Genomic DNA, 18811 nt, shown 5'->3' with positions numbered 1-18811 from the left:
CCCGTTTCCATGCGTCGGCGCGGTATTCCGCTGCCGCGTTTCAATCTTCGAAGGGCTCGACCGCGATGTGCTTCGCGACCAGGAAAATGTCGGCGACGAGCTGCAGGGGGCGGGCGTCGACATCCGAGGCGCCGCGCGCGATCAGCGCCGCGAAATCCCGGTAGATCGCTTCGTACTCGCTGTGCAGGGCGCCCGGATCGCGCGGCACTTCGTCGGCGCCGACGGTCAGGATCCCACCGCCGGCCGACAATTTGAGCGGACCGCCATCCGTGTCGATGTCGATGTCCCAGGTCTGCGTGCCGGTGTGACGGAAGTCCAGCGCCGCGGAAATCTCCACGCCGCCATCGGTGACGAATTCCAGGTCGGCCGCTATCGGCGCGTCGCAATTGGCGGGAACGTAAAGGCTTGCGGATCGCGGGTAGAACGGCTCGGGGACGATCCGCGTCAGGATCGAGAGCGCGTTGATGCCGGGGTCGAGGACGCCGAAGCCGCCGGCCTGCCAGATCCAGGTCTGGCCGGGATGCCATTGGCGCACATTCTCCTTCCACGTCACCTGGACGCGGCGGAGCTTGCGCTGCCGCAGCAGCCGCTCGGCGGGCGCGACGCCATGCGCATGCTGCGAGTGCCAGGTCTGGTAGAGCGTCCGCTTTTGCCTTGCCGCCAGTCTGACGAGATTGTCGAGCCGTAGCAGCGACGTGCAGGGCGGCTTTTCCAGGAGAACGTGCTTGCCGGTCTCGAGGGCGAGTTTCGCGGCGGGATAGTGCACCTGCGGCGGCGTGCAGATCGCCACCGCGTCGACATCGCGGCAGCCTTCGAGCATCGCCTCGATGGTCGGGAAATTCCGGACGCCTTCGACCGTGCCGTGCCGGCTCGCGGCCGCCACGAGCGCGAACGCGCCGTTCGCGGCGATCGCCGGAATGTGCTGGTCGCGCGCGATCTTGCCGACGCCGACAATGCCGATGCGCGTTGGCTGCATGATCCCGCCTCCCGTTGCCGCCGTCACAGGCTTCGCACGCCGCTCGGCGGCGCGGCCACGATCTCCAGCGGATTGCGCAGCGGAAGACGAAACGGCGCCGCCGAAATCTCGAAGACGTCTCCCGGCTGCGCCTTCACGCCGTCGGCGAAGGACAGCGTCGCCGTGCCGAAGAAATGCACATGGATGTCGCCCGGCCGGCGGAACAGCGCATATTTGAAGTGATGGTGCTCGAGATTGCGCAGGTGATGCGACATGTTCGCCTCGCCCGTCAGGAACGGCTTCTCCCAGATCGTCTCGCCGCCGCGCGTGATCTTCGCCGTGCCGCGGATATCCGCCGGCGGCTCGCCGACAAGCAACTCCGGTCCGAGCGACGCGGGGCGCAGCTTGGAATGGGCGAGATAGAGATAGTTCGTGCGCTCGGTGACGTGGTCGGAGAATTCGTTCGCCAGCGCGAAGCCGAGGCGGAACGGCGTGCCGTCGCGGCCGATGACGTAGATGCCCGCCAGCTCCGGCTCCTCGCCGCCGTCGAGCGCGAAGTCGGGTGAGGCAAGCGGCTTTTCCGGCGCGATGAGGCTCGTGCCGTCGCCTTTGTAGAACCATTCGGGCTGCACGCCGGCGCCGGTCGCGGGCTTGCCGCCTTCGAGCCCCATGCGGAACATCTTCATCGAATCCGTCGCGTCGGCGGATTGCGCCTTGGCGTGCATCCGGTCGCGGGCATCTGCCGAACCCAGATGGGTGAGGCCGGTCCCGGTCAGGAGAACGCGGGCGCTGTCGGGATGATCGATCGGCGCCAGGATGCGGCCGCCGGCCAGCGACGCCTCGAGGTCGACGTCGTCGCCATATCCGGCTTTCGCGACGACATCCGCGAGGGTGGCATCGCGATCGATGGCCGCGTTCGCCAGCGCATAGGTGCTTGTCGCATCCTTCACGCGCCTGGCTCTTGCGCCATCGTCGGCGACCACCATCCGATCGCCATTCGCATCCAGCATCTGCACCAGCCGCATGTCTCAGACCTTCGCTTCGTATCTTCCGTCGACCATCCGCCGGAATCCCGCCTTGTCGTCGCGGCGCAATTCCGCCGGCAGCACTGCGTCCGGGACATCCTGGTAGCAGACGGGGCGCAGGAACCGCTCGATCGCGAGCGTGCCCACCGAAGTGGCGCGCGAATCCGAGGTCGCGGGAAACGGTCCGCCATGGACCATGGCGGGCGACACTTCGACGCCGGTCGGCCAGCCGTTGAACAGGATGCGCCCGACCTTGCGCTCCAGCAGCGGCAGCAGGCGCGACGCCAGCGCGTGATCCTCCGCATCGGCGTGGAGCGTGGCGGTCAGCTGTCCGTCGAGCCGCGCGACGACCGTCGCCAGCTCGTCGATGTCACGGCAGCGAACGATCAGCGAGGCCGGCCCGAAAACCTCTTCACCGAGCACATGGCTGGCCAGGAAATCGCGCGCGCTGGTCTGGAACAGCGCGCCGCCGGCGAGGCCCTTTCCATCCGACGCGGGACCGGCCGCGATATGCGCGACGCCGGCATGATCTCTCAGTCGCCCGACCCCGGCCTGATAGCTCGCACAGATCGCCTGGGTCAGCATGGTTCCGGCCGCGGATTTTGCCAGCGCCTCGGTCGCCGCGGCCACGAACCGGTCGAGATCCGGACTTTCGAGGACCAGGACGAGGCCGGGATTGGTGCAGAATTGGCCGACGCCGAGCGTCAGCGATGCCACGAAGCCGGTCGCGATCGCTTCGGCCCGGACCTTCAACGCGGCGGGAAAGAGAAGGACGGGATTGACGCTGCTCATCTCGGCATAGACCGGGATCGGCTCGGCCCGCGCCGCGGCGAGCCTGGTCAGCGCAAGGCCGCCGGCGCGCGAGCCCGTGAAGCCCACCGCCTTGATGCGGGGATCGGCGACCAGGGCGGCACCGAGTTCGTTCGACGGCCCGGCAAGATGCGAGAAGACGCCGTCGGGCAGGCCGCAGGCGCGCGCCGCATCGACGATGGCGGATGCTGCAAGCTCCGACGTGCCCGGATGCGCGGGATGCGCCTTGACGATCACCGGGCAGCCGGCGGCGAGGGCCGAGGCGGTGTCGCCGCCGGCCGCCGAGAAGGCCAGCGGGAAGTTGCTCGCGCCGAACACGGCGACGGGGCCGAGCGGTATCTTGCGCTGCCGCAGGTCGGCACGGGGCAGCGGCTTGCGCTCCGGCTGTGCCGGGTCGATCCGCAGGCCGAGCCAGTCGCCCTGCCGCACCACGTCGGCGAACAGGCGGAGCTGTCCGACCGTGCGGGCGCGCTCGCCTTCGAGCCGGGCGCGGGGCAGGGCGGTCTCGCGGCTCGCCCGATCCAGCAGCGCGTCGCCCAGCGCCATGAGATTCTCGCCGCAGAGTTCGAGAAAACGGGCACGCGTCGCCAGATCGGACTGGCGATAGGGATCGAACGCCGCGGCGGCCAGCGCACAGGCCCGTTCGACATGCTGCGGGCCGGCGATGCTGAAGGCCGGCTCCAATATGCCGCCACGCGCCGCATCCACCGCATGGAAATGCTGTGGGGAAGAGACGCGGCCGAAGCCGATCAGGATGTCGCCGGCGATGGGCATAGGGACGGGGGACCTCGGGAAGCGGCAGGACCCTATGATAACTCAGACAATATGTCAGCCACAATCTTCGGATCGCGGTGCTATCCGGCGCGCCGCCGATTCGCGCCGCCGGAGATCGGCGTGTCCATGCGCGCGAGCTCGATCAGTTCGCTCATCGCCTGCTGGGCCTTGGCGGAATCCTTCTCGGCGATGGCTTCGAAGACCTTGAGATGGTCCGGAAGCGGATCGCGGCGCAGCGGCCGCTTGCGCTGCTTGAACATCGTGGTCGTGCTGATCGCCGCGCTGACGCCGTTGGTCAGCGATATGATGAAGGGGTTGTTCGTCGCGTCCAGCAGCGTGGCGTGGAAGTCGAGATCCGACTGGCGCCCCGCTTCGGTCGCCAGCGTATGCTTCGCCATGCCTTCGAGCGCCGCGCGCATCGCCTTGAGGTGGCTCGGCGACCGCCGCAGCGCCGCGAGGCCTGCGGCGGCCGATTCGACGACGTTCCGCAGTTCGAAAAGGCTGTTCAGCAGGGCGAGATCGGGCTCGGTGTCGAAGGTCCAGTCAAGCACGTCCGGATCGAGCAAATTCCATTTGCTCTGCGGATTGATGCGTGTGCCGACCTTGGGGCGGGCGTCGACGAGGCCCTTCGCGGCCAAAATGCGCACGGCCTCGCGATAGGCGGTGCGCGACACTTCGAGCTGCTCGCTGGATGCGATCTCGCCGACGAGGAGATCGCCGGGCTTGTATTTGCCCGACACGATCGCGATGCCGAGGGCGCGCGCAATCGTGCCGTGCAGGCGTAGCGATTTTCCCGGCATTCCGGGCGCGCGCGACCGTTCGTCCATCTGTGCCAATGAAGCCCGTCCACCGCCATTTTATCTATAGGCCGTTGATACGATTGTCCAATCGGACCCTCCGTTGCGGCCAGGGCACACCGGCCGGACAAACAAAAAAACTCAGACAAAAGAGAATTTGCGCCCTTGTCGGACATTTCGGGTCGGCATATTGTCTGAGTTATACAAAATAGGAGTCGCGCCAACGTGCGGCGGCTCTCGCAGGAGGGGAAAGATGAAATTGCGTACGGCATTGGCCTGTTCAACGGCCCTTTTCGCCATGTCTGTTGCCGCGACTCCGTCACAGGCACAGAACGACACACAATCCGGCCAGGTCGAGACCGTGATCGTCACCGGCGTCCGGGCCAGCGTGCGGTCGGCGATCGACACCAAGAAGAACTCCGACCAGATCCAGGACTCGGTCGTGGCGGAGGACATCGGCAAACTGCCGGACAACAACGTGATCGAGGCGTTGCAGCACGTCACCGGCGTGCAGGTGAGCCGCAACGCCGCCGAGGCGAACCAGCTCCTGATCCGCGGTCTGCCGGACATCGCCACCCTGCTCAACGGCCGTGAGATCTTCACCTCCACCGGCCGCTTCATCACCTTGCAGGACATTCCGGCCGAACTGCTCGCCAGGGTCGACGTCGTGAAGTCGTCGCGGGCCGACGATCTCGAAGGCGGCATCGCCGGCCTGATCGACGTGCGCCTGCACCGGCCGTTCGATTTCGAGGGACTCGAGGTCGCCGGCGGAATCCAGGGTACGCACAGTTCGCTCTCGAACGCTTTCGATCCGAACGGCAGCCTGCTGGTGAGCGATCGCTGGAACACCGGAATCGGCGAGATCGGCCTGTTGGTGGACCTGTCCTTCCGGCAGGATCACTATAAGGAAGAGATTCTCGATAACTACATCTCCAGCCAGTCGATCGGGCCGGTTCCCGGCTCGACGGGGCCGGGCGGCGTCGCCTATCTGCCGCTGACCCAGGGCGCCCAGTCGATCCCGGGCAATCGCCAGCGCGCCGCCGCGGACGTCGCGCTGCAATGGCGCCCGAACGAGAACGTCGAGGCCTATGCGGAAGTGTTCTACACGCGCTATCGCAACCCCAACAGCGACGACTTCTTCGTCGGCCTGCCCTGGCTCGGCGCTAACCCGGCAACCGCAACGGTGTTTCCCGGCACCGACGAGGTGAAGACGGTGAATGCCGGCGGCTACGACCTGACGAGCGACCAGTCCTTCGTACCGAAGACCGACACCTATCAGGCGGCGAGCGGCGTCACCTGGACGCACGACAATCTCACGCTGTCGTCCGAGGTCGACTACACCGACAGCAAGTTCACCCAGACCGGCGTCATTCTCGACACCGAATACTATCCGCCGGCGGCGCCGGCCACCGGCAACGGCCCGGGGCTTCCCGGCTATTATGCCGACTTCAACTACCACGGCACCGGCACGCCTTACATGAACGTCACCGGCGTCGATCTGACGGACCCGTCGCAGTACCACATGCGCCAGTTCTACGATCAGTGGACAAGGCAATCGGGCGACGAGATCGACTGGCGCGGCGATGCGAGCATCGCGCTGGGCGACGACAGCTTCTTCCGGTCGGTCAATTTCGGCGTCCGCTATGCCAACCGCTATGCCCAGAACCGGGCGGACAATGCGGGCGGTCTCGACTGCCGCGGCGTGGCCGATCCCTCGAGCCCGCAATTCGCGGCGGTCGCGGCGGCGATCGCTTCGCATGCCTGCTTCACGGCGCTGAACGATCCGACGCTGCCGGGCACGGCCTGGCACCTGACCAGCGGACGGCAGTTCGACGGACAGTTCGGCATCGTGAACTGGATCGACGCCGATCCGAAATGGCTCAACAACAATGTCGGATTCCTGAGAGCCGATTTCGGGCAATCGCCCACCGGCGCGCCGCCACCGGAAGACCCGACCCAGTCGTTCGACGATCGGGAAGTGAGCTATGCGCTCTACGGCAAGACCAGCTTCGGATTTCAGCTGGGATCGCTGCCGGTGGACGGCAATATCGGTCTTCGCGTCGTCGACACCGATGCCGACATGAAGGGCAACACGCTGGTGGTGACCAACACCGGCGGCGTTTATTCCTTCGCTTACAGCCCGACGGAAAGCAAGACGAGCTCCGTCGACTGGCTGCCCAGCCTCAACATGCGGTTCCAGCTGCAGGACGACCTGTTCCTGCGCGTCGCCGCGAGCCGGACGGTCACGCGTCCGACCTTCGCGCAGCTCAATCCGGGCTTGAGCCTTTCGGCGTCGACCGCGACGCTGCTGGGTTCGGGCAGCAGCGGCAATCCCGACCTGGGACCGGAGAAGTCGGACAATGGCGACATATCGCTCGAATACTATTTCGGTCCCTCGAACGTCGTCAGCGGCGCGGTGTTCTACCGTTCGGTCGACGGCTATATCGGCAGCACCGTCACGCCCGAAGTGATCGGCGGCATCACCTACCAGGTGACCATGCCGATCAACTCGCCGGCCGGCCATATCGACGGCGCCGAGTTCGGCTATACCCAGTTCTTCGATTTCCTGCCGGGCTTCTGGAGCGGGTTGGGCACGCAGATAAACGCCACTTACGTCGAGGGCGCGTTCCAGAACATCTCGAAATGGTCCTACAACCTCGTGGGAATTTACGAGCAGGGACCGGTCTCCTTCCGCGCGGCCTACAATTGGCGCGGCGGATTCAATGTCGGCCCGGCGCCGGGCGGCGGCATGCAGCCGGGGACCATCTTCGCCAAGTCGCAGCCCTGGCTCGACCTGTCGGCGAGCTATCGCTACAGCGATAACATCACGCTCACCCTGGACGCCACCAACCTGCTGAACAGCAACTACCAGGACTATTTCGGCAATCCGACAGTCGATCCGCGCGACACGCGCATCTTCGACCAGACGATCTCGCTGGGTATCCGTTTCCGGCTGTAGGGCCGCGTGTTTGACATAGGCCGGCCGCTCGAGAAGGCGGCCGGCCGTTGCCGTCCGGGAGAGGAGAACGCGGTGACCGGATCCATGCTCGATAGACGCGCCCTGTTGCATGCCGCGCTGGCGGCGGGTGGCACCACGCTGGCCCTTGGGACGCTGGGCCGCACGCTGGGCGGCGTGATCAACGACCGCCTCACGGGCGATCTTTCGCCGGTCCACGATCCCTGCGCCATCAAGGACGGCGACACTTATTACGTCTTCTGCACCAGCGGAAACGCGACGGAGGGCGGCCTGATCCCCTTCCGCGCATCGAAGAACCTGCTGCAGTGGGCGCGGCGCGGCGCGGTGTTCGCCGAGATGCCGAAATGGGCGGCCGACGCGGTGCCGGGCGCCAAGGGCATCTGGGCGCCGGACATCTCCTTCTTCGCCGGCCGCTTTCACCTCTACTACGCGGTCTCGACCTTCGGCTCGAACCATTCTGCGATCGGGCTCGCGACGAATGCGACGCTCGATCCCACATCGCCAAATTATGCCTGGCAGGACCAGGGTATGGTCTTCTCCTCCGACACCTTCGACAAGTACAACGCCATCGATCCCAGCCATGTCGTGGACCATGACGGCGGACACTGGCTGTGCTTCGGGAGCTTCTGGACCGGCATCAAGATGATCCGGCTCGATCCGGCCACCGGCAAGCGCGCCGCCGACGACGACATGGTGCATGCGCTCGCCTGGCGGCCGCAGCCGCCCGATGCGATCGAAGCGCCCTTCATCATCGAGCGGGGCGGCTATTATTACCTGTTCGTCTCGTTCGACTTCTGCTGCCGCGGCGCCAACAGCAACTACAACATCGTGGCGGGACGCGCGACGCAGATCGCCGGACCGTATCTGGGCCCCGACGGCAACGACATGATGCACGGCTACGGCCAGCAGCTCCTGGTCGGCAACGACCGCTTCAAAGGACCCGGCGGCGCCTCGGTGCTGCGCGATCCCAACCGCGACTATCTCGTCTATCATGCCTATGATGCGCAGAATGCCGGCATTCCCACGCTGCGCATCTCGCCGATCGGCTGGACGCCGGATGGATGGCCATCCGTCATTCTCTAGCGGAGGACCACATGCTCTTGTCGCGATACGCCCTGGCGCTCGCCCTGCTTTTGCTTCCGCTCTGCGGCGCGCGCGCGCAGCCGGCAAGCGTCGTCGCGACGATCCATGCCGATCGTCCGGGTCCGGTGATCGATCGTCATATCTACGGCCAGTTCGCCGAGCATCTGGGCCGCGGACTCTATGAGGGCGTCTGGGTCGGCGAGCATTCGTCGATCCCCAACACGCGCGGCTTCCGCAACGACGTGCTGGGCGCGTTGCGCGCGCTGCATGTTCCGGTCGTGCGCTGGCCGGGCGGCTGCTTCGCCGACGAATATCACTGGCGCGACGGCATCGGGCCGCGCGCCAGGCGGCCGGTGACGCTGAACACCAATTGGGGCGGCGTGCCCGAGCCCAACAGCTTCGGGACGCACGAGTTTCTCGACTTCGCGCAGATGATCGGTGCGGACGCCTATGTCAACGGCAATCTCGGCACCGGTTCGCCGCGCGAGATGGCCGAGTGGCTGCAATACATGACCTCGGACAAGCCGACGGCGCTGACCGCCGAACGCGCCCGCAACGGACATCCAACGCCCTGGAAGATCGCCTATTTCGCGGTCGGCAACGAGGCCTGGGGCTGCGGCGGCGACATGACGCCGGAGCATTACGTCGATCTCTTCAGGCAATACGCGTCGTTCCTGAAGGCGCCGGCCGGGGCGCGCCCGCTGATCGTCGCCAGCGGCGGCAACGACAACGATACGTCATGGACCGAAGCGCTGATCTCCAAGGTCCCGCTGCGCGACCTCGGCGCCATCAGCTTCCACTACTACACGATCCCGGGCGACAAATGGGATACGAAGGGCCCTTCGACCGGCTTCGGCGAGGAGCAGTGGATCTCGACCCTGGCCCATACGCTGCGCATGGACGATTTCATCACGCAGAACGCGGCGGTGATGGACAAATACGATCCGCAGAAGAAGGTGGCGTTCGCGGTCGACGAATGGGGCACCTGGTACGATCCGGAGCAGGGCCGCGTGCCGGGCTTCCTCTACCAGCAGAACACGCTGCGCGACGCGGTGGTGGCGGCGCTGAACTTCAACATCTTCCACCGCCATGCCGACCGCGTGCGCATGGCGAACATCGCGCAGATGGTCAACGTGCTGCAGGCGATGATCCTGACGGACGGCCCGCACATGGTGCTGACGCCCACCTACCACGTCTTCCGCATGTTCCGGCCGTTCCAGGATGCGACGTTCCTGCCCGTAGATGTTGTGGCGCCGCGTTACGCCTTGGGCGGCGTGTCGGTGCCCGCGGTCAGCGTGACGGCCGCGCGAACGACCGATGGCGCGATCGCGATCGCCCTGGTCAATCTCGATCCCAACCACGCCATGCCGATCTCGGTACCGATCGCCGGAACGCCGGCGCGGCATGCGAGCGGTGAAATCCTGACGGCGTCCGCGATGGACGCGCGCAACACTTTTTCCGCACCCGATGCCGTGCATCCGGTGGCGTTCTCGGGTGCTTCCATTGCCGACGGAGTGCTCTCGCTGACTCTGCCGGCCAAGTCCGTCGTCGTCCTCAGGCTGGAGTGATGTTCTCCCGCCGTGCTGCCTTGGCCGGCCTGGCGCTGACGCCGCTCGCGGCCAGCCGGGCGCGCGCGGCGCAGGACTTCCGCAGCCTGGCGCCGACGCCGCCGATGGGGTGGAATTCCTGGGACAGCTTCGGGCCTACCATCGCGGAGGAGGCTGCGCGGGCCAATGCGCGGATCCTGGCGGAACGGTTGCTGCCGCATGGCTACGACGTCTTCACGATCGACATCCAGTGGTACGAGCCGGGCGCCGACAGTTTCGACTATCGCAAGGGCGCCGAACTGACGATGGATGGTTGGGGACGGTTGCTGCCGGCGCCCAATCGCTTCCCGTCGGCGGCGGGCGGTGCGGGGTTCAAGCCGCTGGCGGACTTCGCGCATTCTCTCGGTCTCAAATTCGGCCTCCACATGATGCGCGGCGTGCCGCGGCAAGCGGCCGACCGCGATCTGCCGATCCAGGCAAGCGCCTATCGCACGGGCGCCATCGCCGACCGTGTCAATGTCTGTCCGTGGAACACCGACATGTACGGGATCGACATGGGCAAGCCGGGCGCCCAGGACTACTACGACTCCGTCGCCCGGCTTTATGCGTCCTGGGGCGTCGATTTCGTCAAGGCCGACGACATGAGCAGGCCCTATCAGCGCAACGCGCCGGAAATTCATGCACTACGCCACGCCATCGACCGCTGCGGCCGTCCCATGCTGCTGTCGCTGTCGCCGGGCGAGACGCCGCTCGCCGCCGCCGACGACGTCGCGCGCAACGCGAACATGTGGCGGATCAGCGACGATTTCTGGGATACTTGGCCGGCGTTGCTCGAGCAGTTCGGCCGCTTGAGGAATTGGAGCGCTTTTCGCCGGCCCGGCAGCTGGCCGGATGCCGACATGCTGCCGCTGGGCGTGCTCGAGATGGGGCGGCGCACGACGCGATTCACGCCCGAAGAACAGACGACGCTGATGACGCTGTGGTGCATCGCGCGCGCGCCGCTGATCATGGGCGGCGATTTGCGGGCGCTCGACGATGTCACCCTGGCGCTGCTCGCGAACGACGAGGTGCTCGCGGTGCATCGCGCCAGCGACGGCAATCGCGAGCTCTTTCGCGCGGACGGGCTGGCCGCGTGGCACGCGCGGTCGACCCTGGATGGCGCGAGATACGTCGCGCTCTTCAACCTGCGCGACACGACGGCGGACGGTGCGCCCGCGGCTGTGCCCGTCGCGCTCGCCGCGCTGGGATTGGATGGGCCGGTGCAGGTGCGTGATCTTTGGCGCCGTCGTGATCTTCCGTCGGTCCGTGATGTCTTCGCGCCGACTATTCCGCCGCACGGTGCGGGTCTCTATCGGCTGTCGGCGGCTTAGCGAAGCTATTTCACGACGCGGAAGGCGAGCACGGTCTTCTCGGAATAGGTTTCGCCCGGCCGCAGGATGGTGGACGGAAAGTCCGGGCGGTTCGGCGAGTCCGGGAAGTGCTGCGTCTCCAGGCACAGGCCCGTGCGGTGCGCGAACACCGTGCCGCCGCCCGCCGGCTTGCCGTCGAGGAAATTGCCCGAATAGAACTGCAGGCCGGGCTGCGTGGTGCGCACTTCCAGCGTGCGGCCGCTGCGTGGGTCGAAGAGCAAGGCCGCGCGGCTCAGCGCACCCGGCTTCGGCTTGGTCAATATCCAATTGTGGTCGTAGCCCTTGCCGATCCGAAGCTGGTCGTCTGCGGCTTCGATGCGGCTCCCGATTGCCGCAGGCGTGCGGAAATCGAACGGTGTGCCCTGCACGGCGCGAAGCTCTCCGGTCGGAATGAGCGTCGGATCCACCGGCGTGAAACGGTCGGCGTCGATCGTCAACACGTGGTCGAGGATCGTCTGCCGCGGGTCGCCGGTCAGGTTGAAGTAAGCGTGGTTGGCGAGATTGAGCGGCGTCGGCGCCGTGGTCGTCGCCTCGAATTCGATCGCCAGCGCGTCGTCGTCGCCGAGCCGGTAGGTGACATGGACCGTGAGTTCGCCGGGATAGCCTTCTTCGCCCGCGGCACTCACATAGGTCAGGCGGAGCGCCGGCCCCTGCGGCGTGTCGAGCGGCTCCGCCGTCCAGACGCGCTTGTCGAAGCCTTGCTTGCCGCCATGCAGGCTGTTGGGGCCGTCGTTTTGCGGCAACTGGTAGGTCTTGCCGCCCAGGGCGAAGCGGCCATTCGCGATCCGGTTGGCGTAACGGCCGACCGTCGCGCCGAAATACGGAACGCCCGCGAGATAGGGTTCGAGCGTGTCGAAGCCCAGGACGATGTTCTGCAGATGGCCGTCGCGGTCCGGTGTCTTGAGCGAAACGATCGCCGCGCCATAGGTCATGATGCGCGCCTCGATTCCGCCGGCATTGGTCAGCGTATAGATGTCCACGGTCTCGGCCCCGGCCTTTCCAAACGGCATTTTCAAGATGGCATGATGCAGCAATCCGGCCGCCGGCGCGGACGGCACCATGGTTGCAGCCGAGAGCGCAATGGCTGCGACCAATCGGGCAAATCCCATGCGCGTCTCCCCGGTCCTTGCCGCTGCGGATCGCGATTAAATCAGACAATTGGAATTCCAACCAGCCTGGAAATATTTGGCCGATAGGCCCATCTGCGGGCGCGGACGGATCGGTCCTCATCTTGCCAACCGGAGACCGCTATGGCAATTTGTCTGAGTAAATACGAACAGGGGCGGCGCCGTGCGGCGCCTCGCGGTTCACGGGCCCGTTCGGCACCCGCACACCGCGTATTCTCTCTATCGTTTGGCCGGAGCCGGCGAAGGCGAAGCGCCGGCCCTTTGGACATCGTGATCGGACAGCAAGAATGACATCGGCTCCCCAGCCCAGCCGCCGCCTTCGCTCCCGCGCCTGGTTCGACGACCTGGACAACACGGACATGACCGCGTTGTACCTGGAGCGCTACATGAATTTCGGCCTGACGCTCGAAGAGCTGCAATCGGGCAGGCCGATCGTGGGGATCGCGCAGACGGGCTCCGACCTGTCGCCGTGCAACCGCCACCACCTGGTGCTGGCGCAGCGCGTGCGCGACGGCATCCGCGACGCCGGCGGCGTGCCGATCGAGTTTCCCGTCCATCCCATCCAGGAGACCGGCAAGCGTCCGACCGCGGGGCTGGACCGCAACCTCGCCTATATGGGGCTTGTCGAAATCCTCTACGGGTATCCCATCGATGGCGTCGTGCTCACCACCGGCTGCGACAAGACCACGCCGGCCTGCCTGATGGCGGCCGCGACCGTCGACATTCCCGCGATCGCGCTGTCGGTCGGTCCGATGATGAGCGCATGGGCGGACGGAAAGCGCATCGGTTCCGGCTCGGTCGTGTGGAAGGCACGCGAACGCCTGGCCGCGGGGGAGATCGACCGCGCCGCCTTCATCAAGCTGGTGGCCTCTGCTGCGCCGTCGACCGGCTATTGCAACACGATGGGGACCGCGAGCACGATGAACAGCCTGGCCGAGGCCTTGGGCATGTCGCTGCCCGGATCGGCCGCCATCCCGGCGCCGCACCGCGACCGCCAGGAATGCGCCTATGAGACGGGCCGGCGGATCGTCGAGATGATCCACGCCGACCGCAAGCCGTCGGACATCCTGACGCGCGAGGCGTTCATCAACGCCATTCGGGTAAACTCCGCGCTCGGAGGCTCGACCAATGCGCCGCTGCATCTCATCGCGCTGGCGCGGCATATCGGCGTCGAGCTCACGATCGACGATTGGCAGACCTACGGCTACGACGTCCCGCTGCTGGTGAATCTGCAGCCGGCCGGCGAATATCTCGGCGAGGATTTCTACCGCGCCGGCGGCGTGCCCGCGGTCGTCGCGCAGCTGATGGCGCAGGGGCTGATCCACGAGACGGCGCTGACCGCCAACGGCCGCTCGCTCGGCGAAAATTGCACGGGCGTCCGGATCGAGGACGAGGCCGTGATCCGGCCGTTCGGCAAGCCGCTCACCGACAAGGCCGGGTTCATCGTGCTGCGCGGCAACCTGTTCGACTCCGCCATCATGAAGACCAGCGTCATCGCGCCGGAATTCCGGGCGCGCTATCTCTCCGATCCCGCCGATCCCGACGCCTTCGAAGGCCGTGCCGTCGTCTTCGACGGACCGGAGGACTATCATGCGCGGATCGACGACCCCGCGCTGGACATCGACGAGCGCAGCATCCTCTTCATGCGCGGCGCCGGCCCGATCGGATATCCCGGCGGCGCCGAGGTCGTGAACATGCGCGCGCCGGTGCAGCTCATCGCGCGCGGCGTGCACCTCCTGCCCTGCATCGGCGACGGGCGGCAATCGGGCACCTCGGCCTCGCCGTCGATCCTCAACGCCTCGCCGGAAGCTGCGATCGGCGGCGGGTTGGCGGTGTTGCGGACGGGCGACCGCGTGCGCGTCGACCTGCGAAAGGGCGCGGTCAACGTCCTCTTGTCCGATGAGGAAATGGACGAACGGCAGGCGGCGCTCGCCGCCGCGGGGGGATACAAGTATCCTGCAAGCCAGACCCCATGGCAGGAGATGCAGCGCGGCGTGATCGGCCAGATGGAGACCGGCGCGGTCCTCGAGCCGGCGGTCAAGTATCAGCGTATCGCGCAGACGAAGGGCATACCCCGCCACAACCACTGAGGCGCGGGCGATAACAAAAAAATCGGGAGGCGTAGCGTGGGCGGCGTTTCGCTCAGGGGCATCAGCAAGCGTTTCGGCGACACGCTCGTCCTCGACGACGTCTCCCTGGAGATGGGCGACGGCGAGTTCGTGGTCGTGCTGGGGCCCTCCGGCTGTGGGAAGTCGACGCTGCTGCGCGCCATCGCGGGGCTCGAGACCATCGACGCCGGCGAGATCGCGATCGGCGGCGAACGCATCGATCGCCTGCCGCCGGGCAAGCGCGGCGTGGCGATGGTGTTCCAGAGCTACGCCCTCTACCCGCACATGACGGTGCGCCAGAACATGGCGTTCGGTCTCGACAATATCGGCGTCGCCCGCGCGGAGATCGCGCGCCGGATCGCCGAGACGGCACACATGCTCGAGATGGACCATCTCCTGGACCGTCGGCCCGCCGCGCTTTCCGGGGGCCAGCGCCAGCGCGTCGCCATCGGGCGCGCCATCGTCAAGCAGCCGCGGCTGTTCATGTTCGACGAGCCCCTGTCCAACCTGGACGCGGCTTTGCGCGGACGCACGCGGCAGGAGATCGCGGCCCTGCATCGCCGCATCAAGACGGCGATGGTCTTCGTGACCCACGACCAGACGGAAGCGATGACGCTGGCGGACCGGATCGTGGTCATGAACCAGCAGCGCATCGAACAGGTCGGGACGCCGCTCGAGATTTATCGCAACCCGGCAACGGCTTTTGTTGCGACATTCGTGGGCACGCCGGCGATGAATATGCTGCCCGTGACGGCGATGCCGTCCTCCGGTGCGTTTCAGCGTGTCGCGCTGGGAGACGGGACCACGGTCGACATGACGGCGCCGTCGGCACCGGCGGACGGGCCGTTGCTGCTCGGCCTTCGCCCCGAAGCGGTGCGGCTTTGCGCGGCGGGGACCGGCAATACCGACGCGACCGTCTCGTTCATCGAGTTCCTGGGCGACAAGACGCATGTCTTCCTGTCGCTCCCAAGCGGTGACCGGATCGTGGCGCTGGAAGGCGCCACCGCGCCCGCGCGCCAAGGCGAGGCGGTGGGCGTCACGTTCGACGGAAGCGCGGCGCACCTGTTCGGCGCCGACGGCCGCAACCTGCGGCGCGCGGGCTGACCATGGAGGCGCTGGACATTCCGGCCGCAGGCCGCGAGGCGGACGTCACGGTCCGGCGCCCTTGGACCGCGAGCGCGAGCGAGACGCGCGCGGGCCTGCTGTTCGTGGCGCCTTATCTCGCCGTGTTCTGCCTGCTTCTGGTCTATCCGCTGCTTTCGGGAATCTGGCTAAGCCTGCATAAGGCCGATCTGTTCGGCGGCTCGCGATTCGTCGGCGCGGAGAATTACGTCCGCTTGCTCCATGACGACATTTTCCGCCAGGCCGTGTGGAACACCTGCAATTTCGTCATCCTCACGGTGCCGGCGCTGACCGTCGCCGGCCTCGCGCTGGCGCTGGCCTTGAATACTTCTTCCCGCTGGTCTGCCGTCCTGCGCGGCCTGTTCTTCTCCTCGTCCGTGTTGTCCGTCACCATCGTCACGCTGGTCTGGCGGATGGTCCTGATCCCCGACGGCGGCCTTGTCGCCAATCTGCTCGCGCTCCTCCACCTGCCCGCGATACCCTTCCTGAGCGATGCCCGCCTTGCGCTGCCGGCGGTCGCGATCACGACGATCTGGTGGTGCATCGGCCTGCCGATGATGCTGTTCCTCGCGGCACTTCAGCAGGTGCCGAAGGATCTCTACGAGGCGGCCGCGCTCGACAATGCCGGCTGGTGGCGCACGCTGCGGCGCATCACGCTGCCGTCGATCCGGCGCACCGCGCTCGTCGTCGTCGTCATCGAGGTGATCCTGCAATTCCAGCTCTTCGGCCAGGCCCAGATCATGACGCTGGGCGGTCCGAACAACGCCTCGCTGCCGATCGTGCTGTTCATCTACCAGATCGGCTTCCAGCGCTGGGACATCGGCTATGCGGCGGCGGCATCCGAGATCCTGTTCTGCATCATCCTGGTGGCGGCGATGGCGCAGTTCCTCGCCTCGCGCGGGCGGGAAGACGGATGACGGCGATGCGCAATCCCGGCCGGGGCCGCAACTGGACAGCCGCCGCCGCGCTCGGGCTCGCGGCGCTCGCCATGGCCGCACCGCTGCTCTGGACTTTGCTGCTGTCGCTGAAGGCCAATGACGCGCTTCTGCGCGGCACGGCGAGCGCCTTCGCGCCGCCCTATACGCTGGAGAACTATGCCGACATCCTCGGCCATTCGGCGGTGTTCTTCTGGCTGCTCAACAGCACCATCGTCTCGCTCGGCGTCACCGCCGGTGTTCTTTGCCTGTCGTCGCTTGCCGGCTATGGCTTCGCGCGTCTCAGGTTTCCCGGTCGCGACATCGTCTTCGTCCTCGTGCTGTTCGGTCTCGCGATCCCCGAGCAATCGGTGATCATCGCGCGCCATCAGATGTTCGGCGCTCTCGGCCTGCACAACAGCTATGGCGGGCTGATCTTCCCCGGCCTCGCCGCGCCGTTCGGCGTGTTCCTGATGACGCAGTATTTCCGCGCCATGCCGAAGGAACTGGAAGAGGCCGCTTGGCTCGACGGCGCGTCGCGGTTCAAGACCTTCTGGCGCATCCTGCTGCCGCAATCGCTTCCGGCGCAGGCGACGCTCGGCATCTTCACCTTCCTGTCGACCTGGAACGACTATTGGTGGCCGCTGATCTCGGCGACCAATTCGCGCATGTACACGCTGACGGTGGGCGTCGCGTCTTCGCAGATGAACTTCGCCCAGACCAACGGACTGGGCTTCCTGATGGCGCAGGCCGTGTTCGCCAGCGTGCCCATCCTGATCGTCTATGTGATCTTCCAGCGCTACATCGTGGCCGGCGTGCGGGCGGCGGCGTGATGCGGCGGATCCTCGCGCTGTTCGCCCTGGTCGCGACGGTCCTTGCCGCCGGTTGCCAGCGTGAATCCTCAGGTCCTGTGGAGCTCACGCTTCAGCGCTTCTTCGGCGCCTGCGACGCCGAGTATGGCGGGTCGGTCGACGTGTCGGCAGCCGAAGGCGAGTGCGGGATTATCACCACGCTGGTCAATCGCTTCAACGCGCAAAACCGCGACATCCACGTCAAGGTGAACGTCGTCTATTGGCCGGGCTACGATCAGCTTTCCGCCGAACTCGCCGCCGGCGATCCGCCCGACCTGGTGACGATGCATCAGTCGGTGATCTCGGACTACAGCCAGCGCGGCCTCATCGCGCCGCTCGACGCCGGGCTGAGATCGGTGGGCGTCGATCCCGCCGGCTTCACGCCCGCGGCGCGCGCCGGCGTGATGCGCGGTGGACGCGTCTACGCCTTGCCGTTCGACAACTGGGCGATGCTTTGGCACGTGAACCTCAATCTGTTCCGCACCGCCGGACTGGTGCGCGACGGCAAGCCGTTGATGCCGCACAATCCGGAGGAGCTTCTGGCGCAGGCGCGGCAGTTCACGCACGCGACGGGCAAGCCCTATCTCATCCAATCGATGGTGAACGAGCCGTCCGCCTATGCGCGCAACCTTTTCACCTTCCTCCTGCAGCAGGACGCCGGTTTCTTCGCCGACCCGCGCCACATCAAGCTCCAGACGCCGCAGGCCCATCGCATTCTGCAGCTCTTCAAGCAGCTCTATGACGAAGGTCTCACCACCAAGAACCAGGACTATACGGCCGCGACGGCGGCGTTCCTGAACGGACAGGGCGGCGTCTATCTCGTCGGGACCTGGATGATCGGCGCCTTCGACCAGGCGGCGCGGCAGCCCGGCTCGCCGCTCGCCGGCGGTTATGCGGTCGTGCCCTATCCGCAGCTCTATCCGGCGCGCGACGCAACCTATGCCGACGGGCATTCGTGGGTGGTACCGACGGCGCAGCGCAGTCCGCAGAAGACCCGGGCGATCTTCCGGCTGCTGCGGTTCCTCAAGGACAACGACTTCGCGTGGTCGCGGACCGGCCACCTGCCGGCCTATTCGGCGGTCATCGCGAGCGCGCGCTGGCGCGCCTTGCCGCATCGCGGCGACATCGCGAAGCTGGTGGACACCGCCGCGCCGCTCGCGCCCGGCGTCCAGCGTCAATTCCTGATCCAGCAGATCATCTCCGAAGAGATGGAATCCGCCATCACCGGCCAGAAACCCATCGATACGGCGCTGGCCGATGCCGAGCGCCGCGTGAATGACGTCCTTTTCAACCTGCTTTGACGGAGCCTCCT

The 18811-nt window shown here is 66.6% G+C and carries 14 protein-coding genes; 9 read left to right on the top strand and 5 right to left on the bottom strand.

Annotated features, from left to right (window positions below):
- Nucleotides 1-40: 40 nt before the first annotated feature.
- The 4 genes from WDM91_07275 to WDM91_07260 all read right to left on the bottom strand — a co-directional run bounded on the left by WDM91_07275 (nt 41) and on the right by WDM91_07260 (nt 4364).
- A complete protein-coding gene (locus tag WDM91_07275) occupies nt 41-976 on the bottom strand; it encodes a Gfo/Idh/MocA family oxidoreductase (GenBank protein ID MEI9994378.1) in 936 nt (311 codons plus the stop codon).
- 23 nt (nt 977-999) lie between these two features.
- Complete coding sequence (gene araD1 / locus WDM91_07270; GenBank protein ID MEI9994377.1) at nt 1000-1980, bottom strand: AraD1 family protein; 981 nt, start codon at nt 1978-1980, stop codon at nt 1000-1002.
- A gap of 3 nt (nt 1981-1983) precedes the next feature.
- Entirely contained in the window at nt 1984-3564 is a 1581-nt protein-coding gene (locus tag WDM91_07265; protein MEI9994376.1) for an aldehyde dehydrogenase (NADP(+)), read from the bottom strand.
- An 80-nt stretch (nt 3565-3644) separates the two neighbouring features.
- Nucleotides 3645-4364: a FadR/GntR family transcriptional regulator gene (locus WDM91_07260; GenBank protein MEI9994375.1), complete on the bottom strand. Its 720-nt coding sequence runs from the start codon at nt 4362-4364 to the stop codon at nt 3645-3647.
- A gap of 250 nt (nt 4365-4614) precedes the next feature.
- On the opposite strand from WDM91_07260, the gene WDM91_07255 reads away from it, so the two are divergent.
- The 4 genes from WDM91_07255 (at nt 4615) to WDM91_07240 (ending at nt 11338) form a co-directional block, all read left to right on the top strand.
- Nucleotides 4615-7320 carry a TonB-dependent receptor gene (locus tag WDM91_07255; GenBank protein MEI9994374.1) on the top strand — a complete coding sequence of 902 codons (2706 nt, stop codon included), beginning with the start codon at nt 4615-4617 and terminating at the stop codon, nt 7318-7320.
- Between the two features lie 72 nt (nt 7321-7392).
- Nucleotides 7393-8421 (top strand): arabinan endo-1,5-alpha-L-arabinosidase, encoded by a 1029-nt coding sequence (locus WDM91_07250; GenBank protein ID MEI9994373.1) that lies wholly within the window; start codon nt 7393-7395, stop codon nt 8419-8421.
- Nucleotides 8422-8432: 11 nt separating this feature from the next.
- Entirely contained in the window at nt 8433-9989 is a 1557-nt protein-coding gene (locus WDM91_07245; protein MEI9994372.1) for an alpha-L-arabinofuranosidase C-terminal domain-containing protein, read from the top strand.
- The gene (locus WDM91_07240) at nt 9989-11338 is read left to right on the top strand and encodes a glycoside hydrolase family 27 protein (protein ID MEI9994371.1); all 1350 of its coding nucleotides are present in this window, start codon (nt 9989-9991) and stop codon (nt 11336-11338) included. The genes WDM91_07245 and WDM91_07240 overlap by 1 nt, the downstream gene beginning before the upstream one ends.
- Nucleotides 11339-11343: 5 nt before the next feature.
- Here the strand turns inward: WDM91_07240 and WDM91_07235 are convergent, their stop codons facing one another.
- Nucleotides 11344-12486 (bottom strand): aldose epimerase family protein, encoded by a 1143-nt coding sequence (locus tag WDM91_07235; protein MEI9994370.1) that lies wholly within the window; start codon nt 12484-12486, stop codon nt 11344-11346.
- A gap of 305 nt (nt 12487-12791) precedes the next feature.
- On the opposite strand from WDM91_07235, the gene WDM91_07230 reads away from it, so the two are divergent.
- The 5 genes from WDM91_07230 to WDM91_07210 are packed head-to-tail and all read left to right on the top strand — an operon-like array spanning nt 12792 to nt 18800.
- Nucleotides 12792-14594 carry an IlvD/Edd family dehydratase gene (locus WDM91_07230; protein MEI9994369.1) on the top strand — a complete coding sequence of 601 codons (1803 nt, stop codon included), beginning with the start codon at nt 12792-12794 and terminating at the stop codon, nt 14592-14594.
- 36 nt (nt 14595-14630) lie between these two features.
- Complete coding sequence (gene ugpC / locus WDM91_07225) at nt 14631-15716, top strand: sn-glycerol-3-phosphate ABC transporter ATP-binding protein UgpC (GenBank protein MEI9994368.1); 1086 nt, start codon at nt 14631-14633, stop codon at nt 15714-15716.
- A gap of 2 nt (nt 15717-15718) precedes the next feature.
- Nucleotides 15719-16651 (top strand): sugar ABC transporter permease, encoded by a 933-nt coding sequence (locus WDM91_07220; protein MEI9994367.1) that lies wholly within the window; start codon nt 15719-15721, stop codon nt 16649-16651.
- Nucleotides 16648-17481, top strand: a complete 834-nt coding sequence (locus WDM91_07215; GenBank protein MEI9994366.1) for a carbohydrate ABC transporter permease — start codon at nt 16648-16650, stop codon at nt 17479-17481. Before WDM91_07220 ends, WDM91_07215 begins: the two co-directional genes overlap by 4 nt.
- On the top strand, nt 17481-18800 hold the full coding sequence (locus WDM91_07210; protein MEI9994365.1) for an extracellular solute-binding protein: 1320 nt from the start codon (nt 17481-17483) through the stop codon (nt 18798-18800). The genes WDM91_07215 and WDM91_07210 overlap by 1 nt, the downstream gene beginning before the upstream one ends.
- The last annotated feature ends 11 nt before the right edge of the window (nt 18801-18811 follow it).

Source organism: Rhizomicrobium sp. (genome assembly GCA_037200385.1).
GTDB lineage: Bacteria > Pseudomonadota > Alphaproteobacteria > Micropepsales > Micropepsaceae > Rhizomicrobium.
Note: the sequence above shows the minus strand (reverse complement) of the source record. Positions and strands in the feature narration are given on the sequence as shown.

Bases quoted from the DNA above. Each gene is read 5' to 3' on its own strand.
- WDM91_07245 (MEI9994372.1), top strand. From the start codon at position 8,433: ATGCTCTTGTCGCGATACGCCCTGGCGCTCGCCCTGCTTTTGCTTCCG.
- WDM91_07215 (MEI9994366.1), top strand. From the start codon at position 16,648: ATGACGGCGATGCGCAATCCCGGCCGGGGCCGCAACTGGACAGCCGCC.
- WDM91_07235 (MEI9994370.1), bottom strand. From the start codon at position 12,486: ATGGGATTTGCCCGATTGGTCGCAGCCATTGCGCTCTCGGCTGCAACC.
- WDM91_07210 (MEI9994365.1), top strand. From the start codon at position 17,481: ATGCGGCGGATCCTCGCGCTGTTCGCCCTGGTCGCGACGGTCCTTGCC.
- WDM91_07255 (MEI9994374.1), top strand. From the start codon at position 4,615: ATGAAATTGCGTACGGCATTGGCCTGTTCAACGGCCCTTTTCGCCATG.
- araD1 (MEI9994377.1), bottom strand. From the start codon at position 1,980: ATGCGGCTGGTGCAGATGCTGGATGCGAATGGCGATCGGATGGTGGTC.
- WDM91_07260 (MEI9994375.1), bottom strand. From the start codon at position 4,364: ATGCCGGGAAAATCGCTACGCCTGCACGGCACGATTGCGCGCGCCCTC.
- WDM91_07220 (MEI9994367.1), top strand. From the start codon at position 15,719: ATGGAGGCGCTGGACATTCCGGCCGCAGGCCGCGAGGCGGACGTCACG.
- WDM91_07230 (MEI9994369.1), top strand. From the start codon at position 12,792: ATGACATCGGCTCCCCAGCCCAGCCGCCGCCTTCGCTCCCGCGCCTGG.
- WDM91_07265 (MEI9994376.1), bottom strand. From the start codon at position 3,564: ATGCCCATCGCCGGCGACATCCTGATCGGCTTCGGCCGCGTCTCTTCC.
- WDM91_07275 (MEI9994378.1), bottom strand. From the start codon at position 976: ATGCAGCCAACGCGCATCGGCATTGTCGGCGTCGGCAAGATCGCGCGC.
- WDM91_07240 (MEI9994371.1), top strand. From the start codon at position 9,989: ATGTTCTCCCGCCGTGCTGCCTTGGCCGGCCTGGCGCTGACGCCGCTC.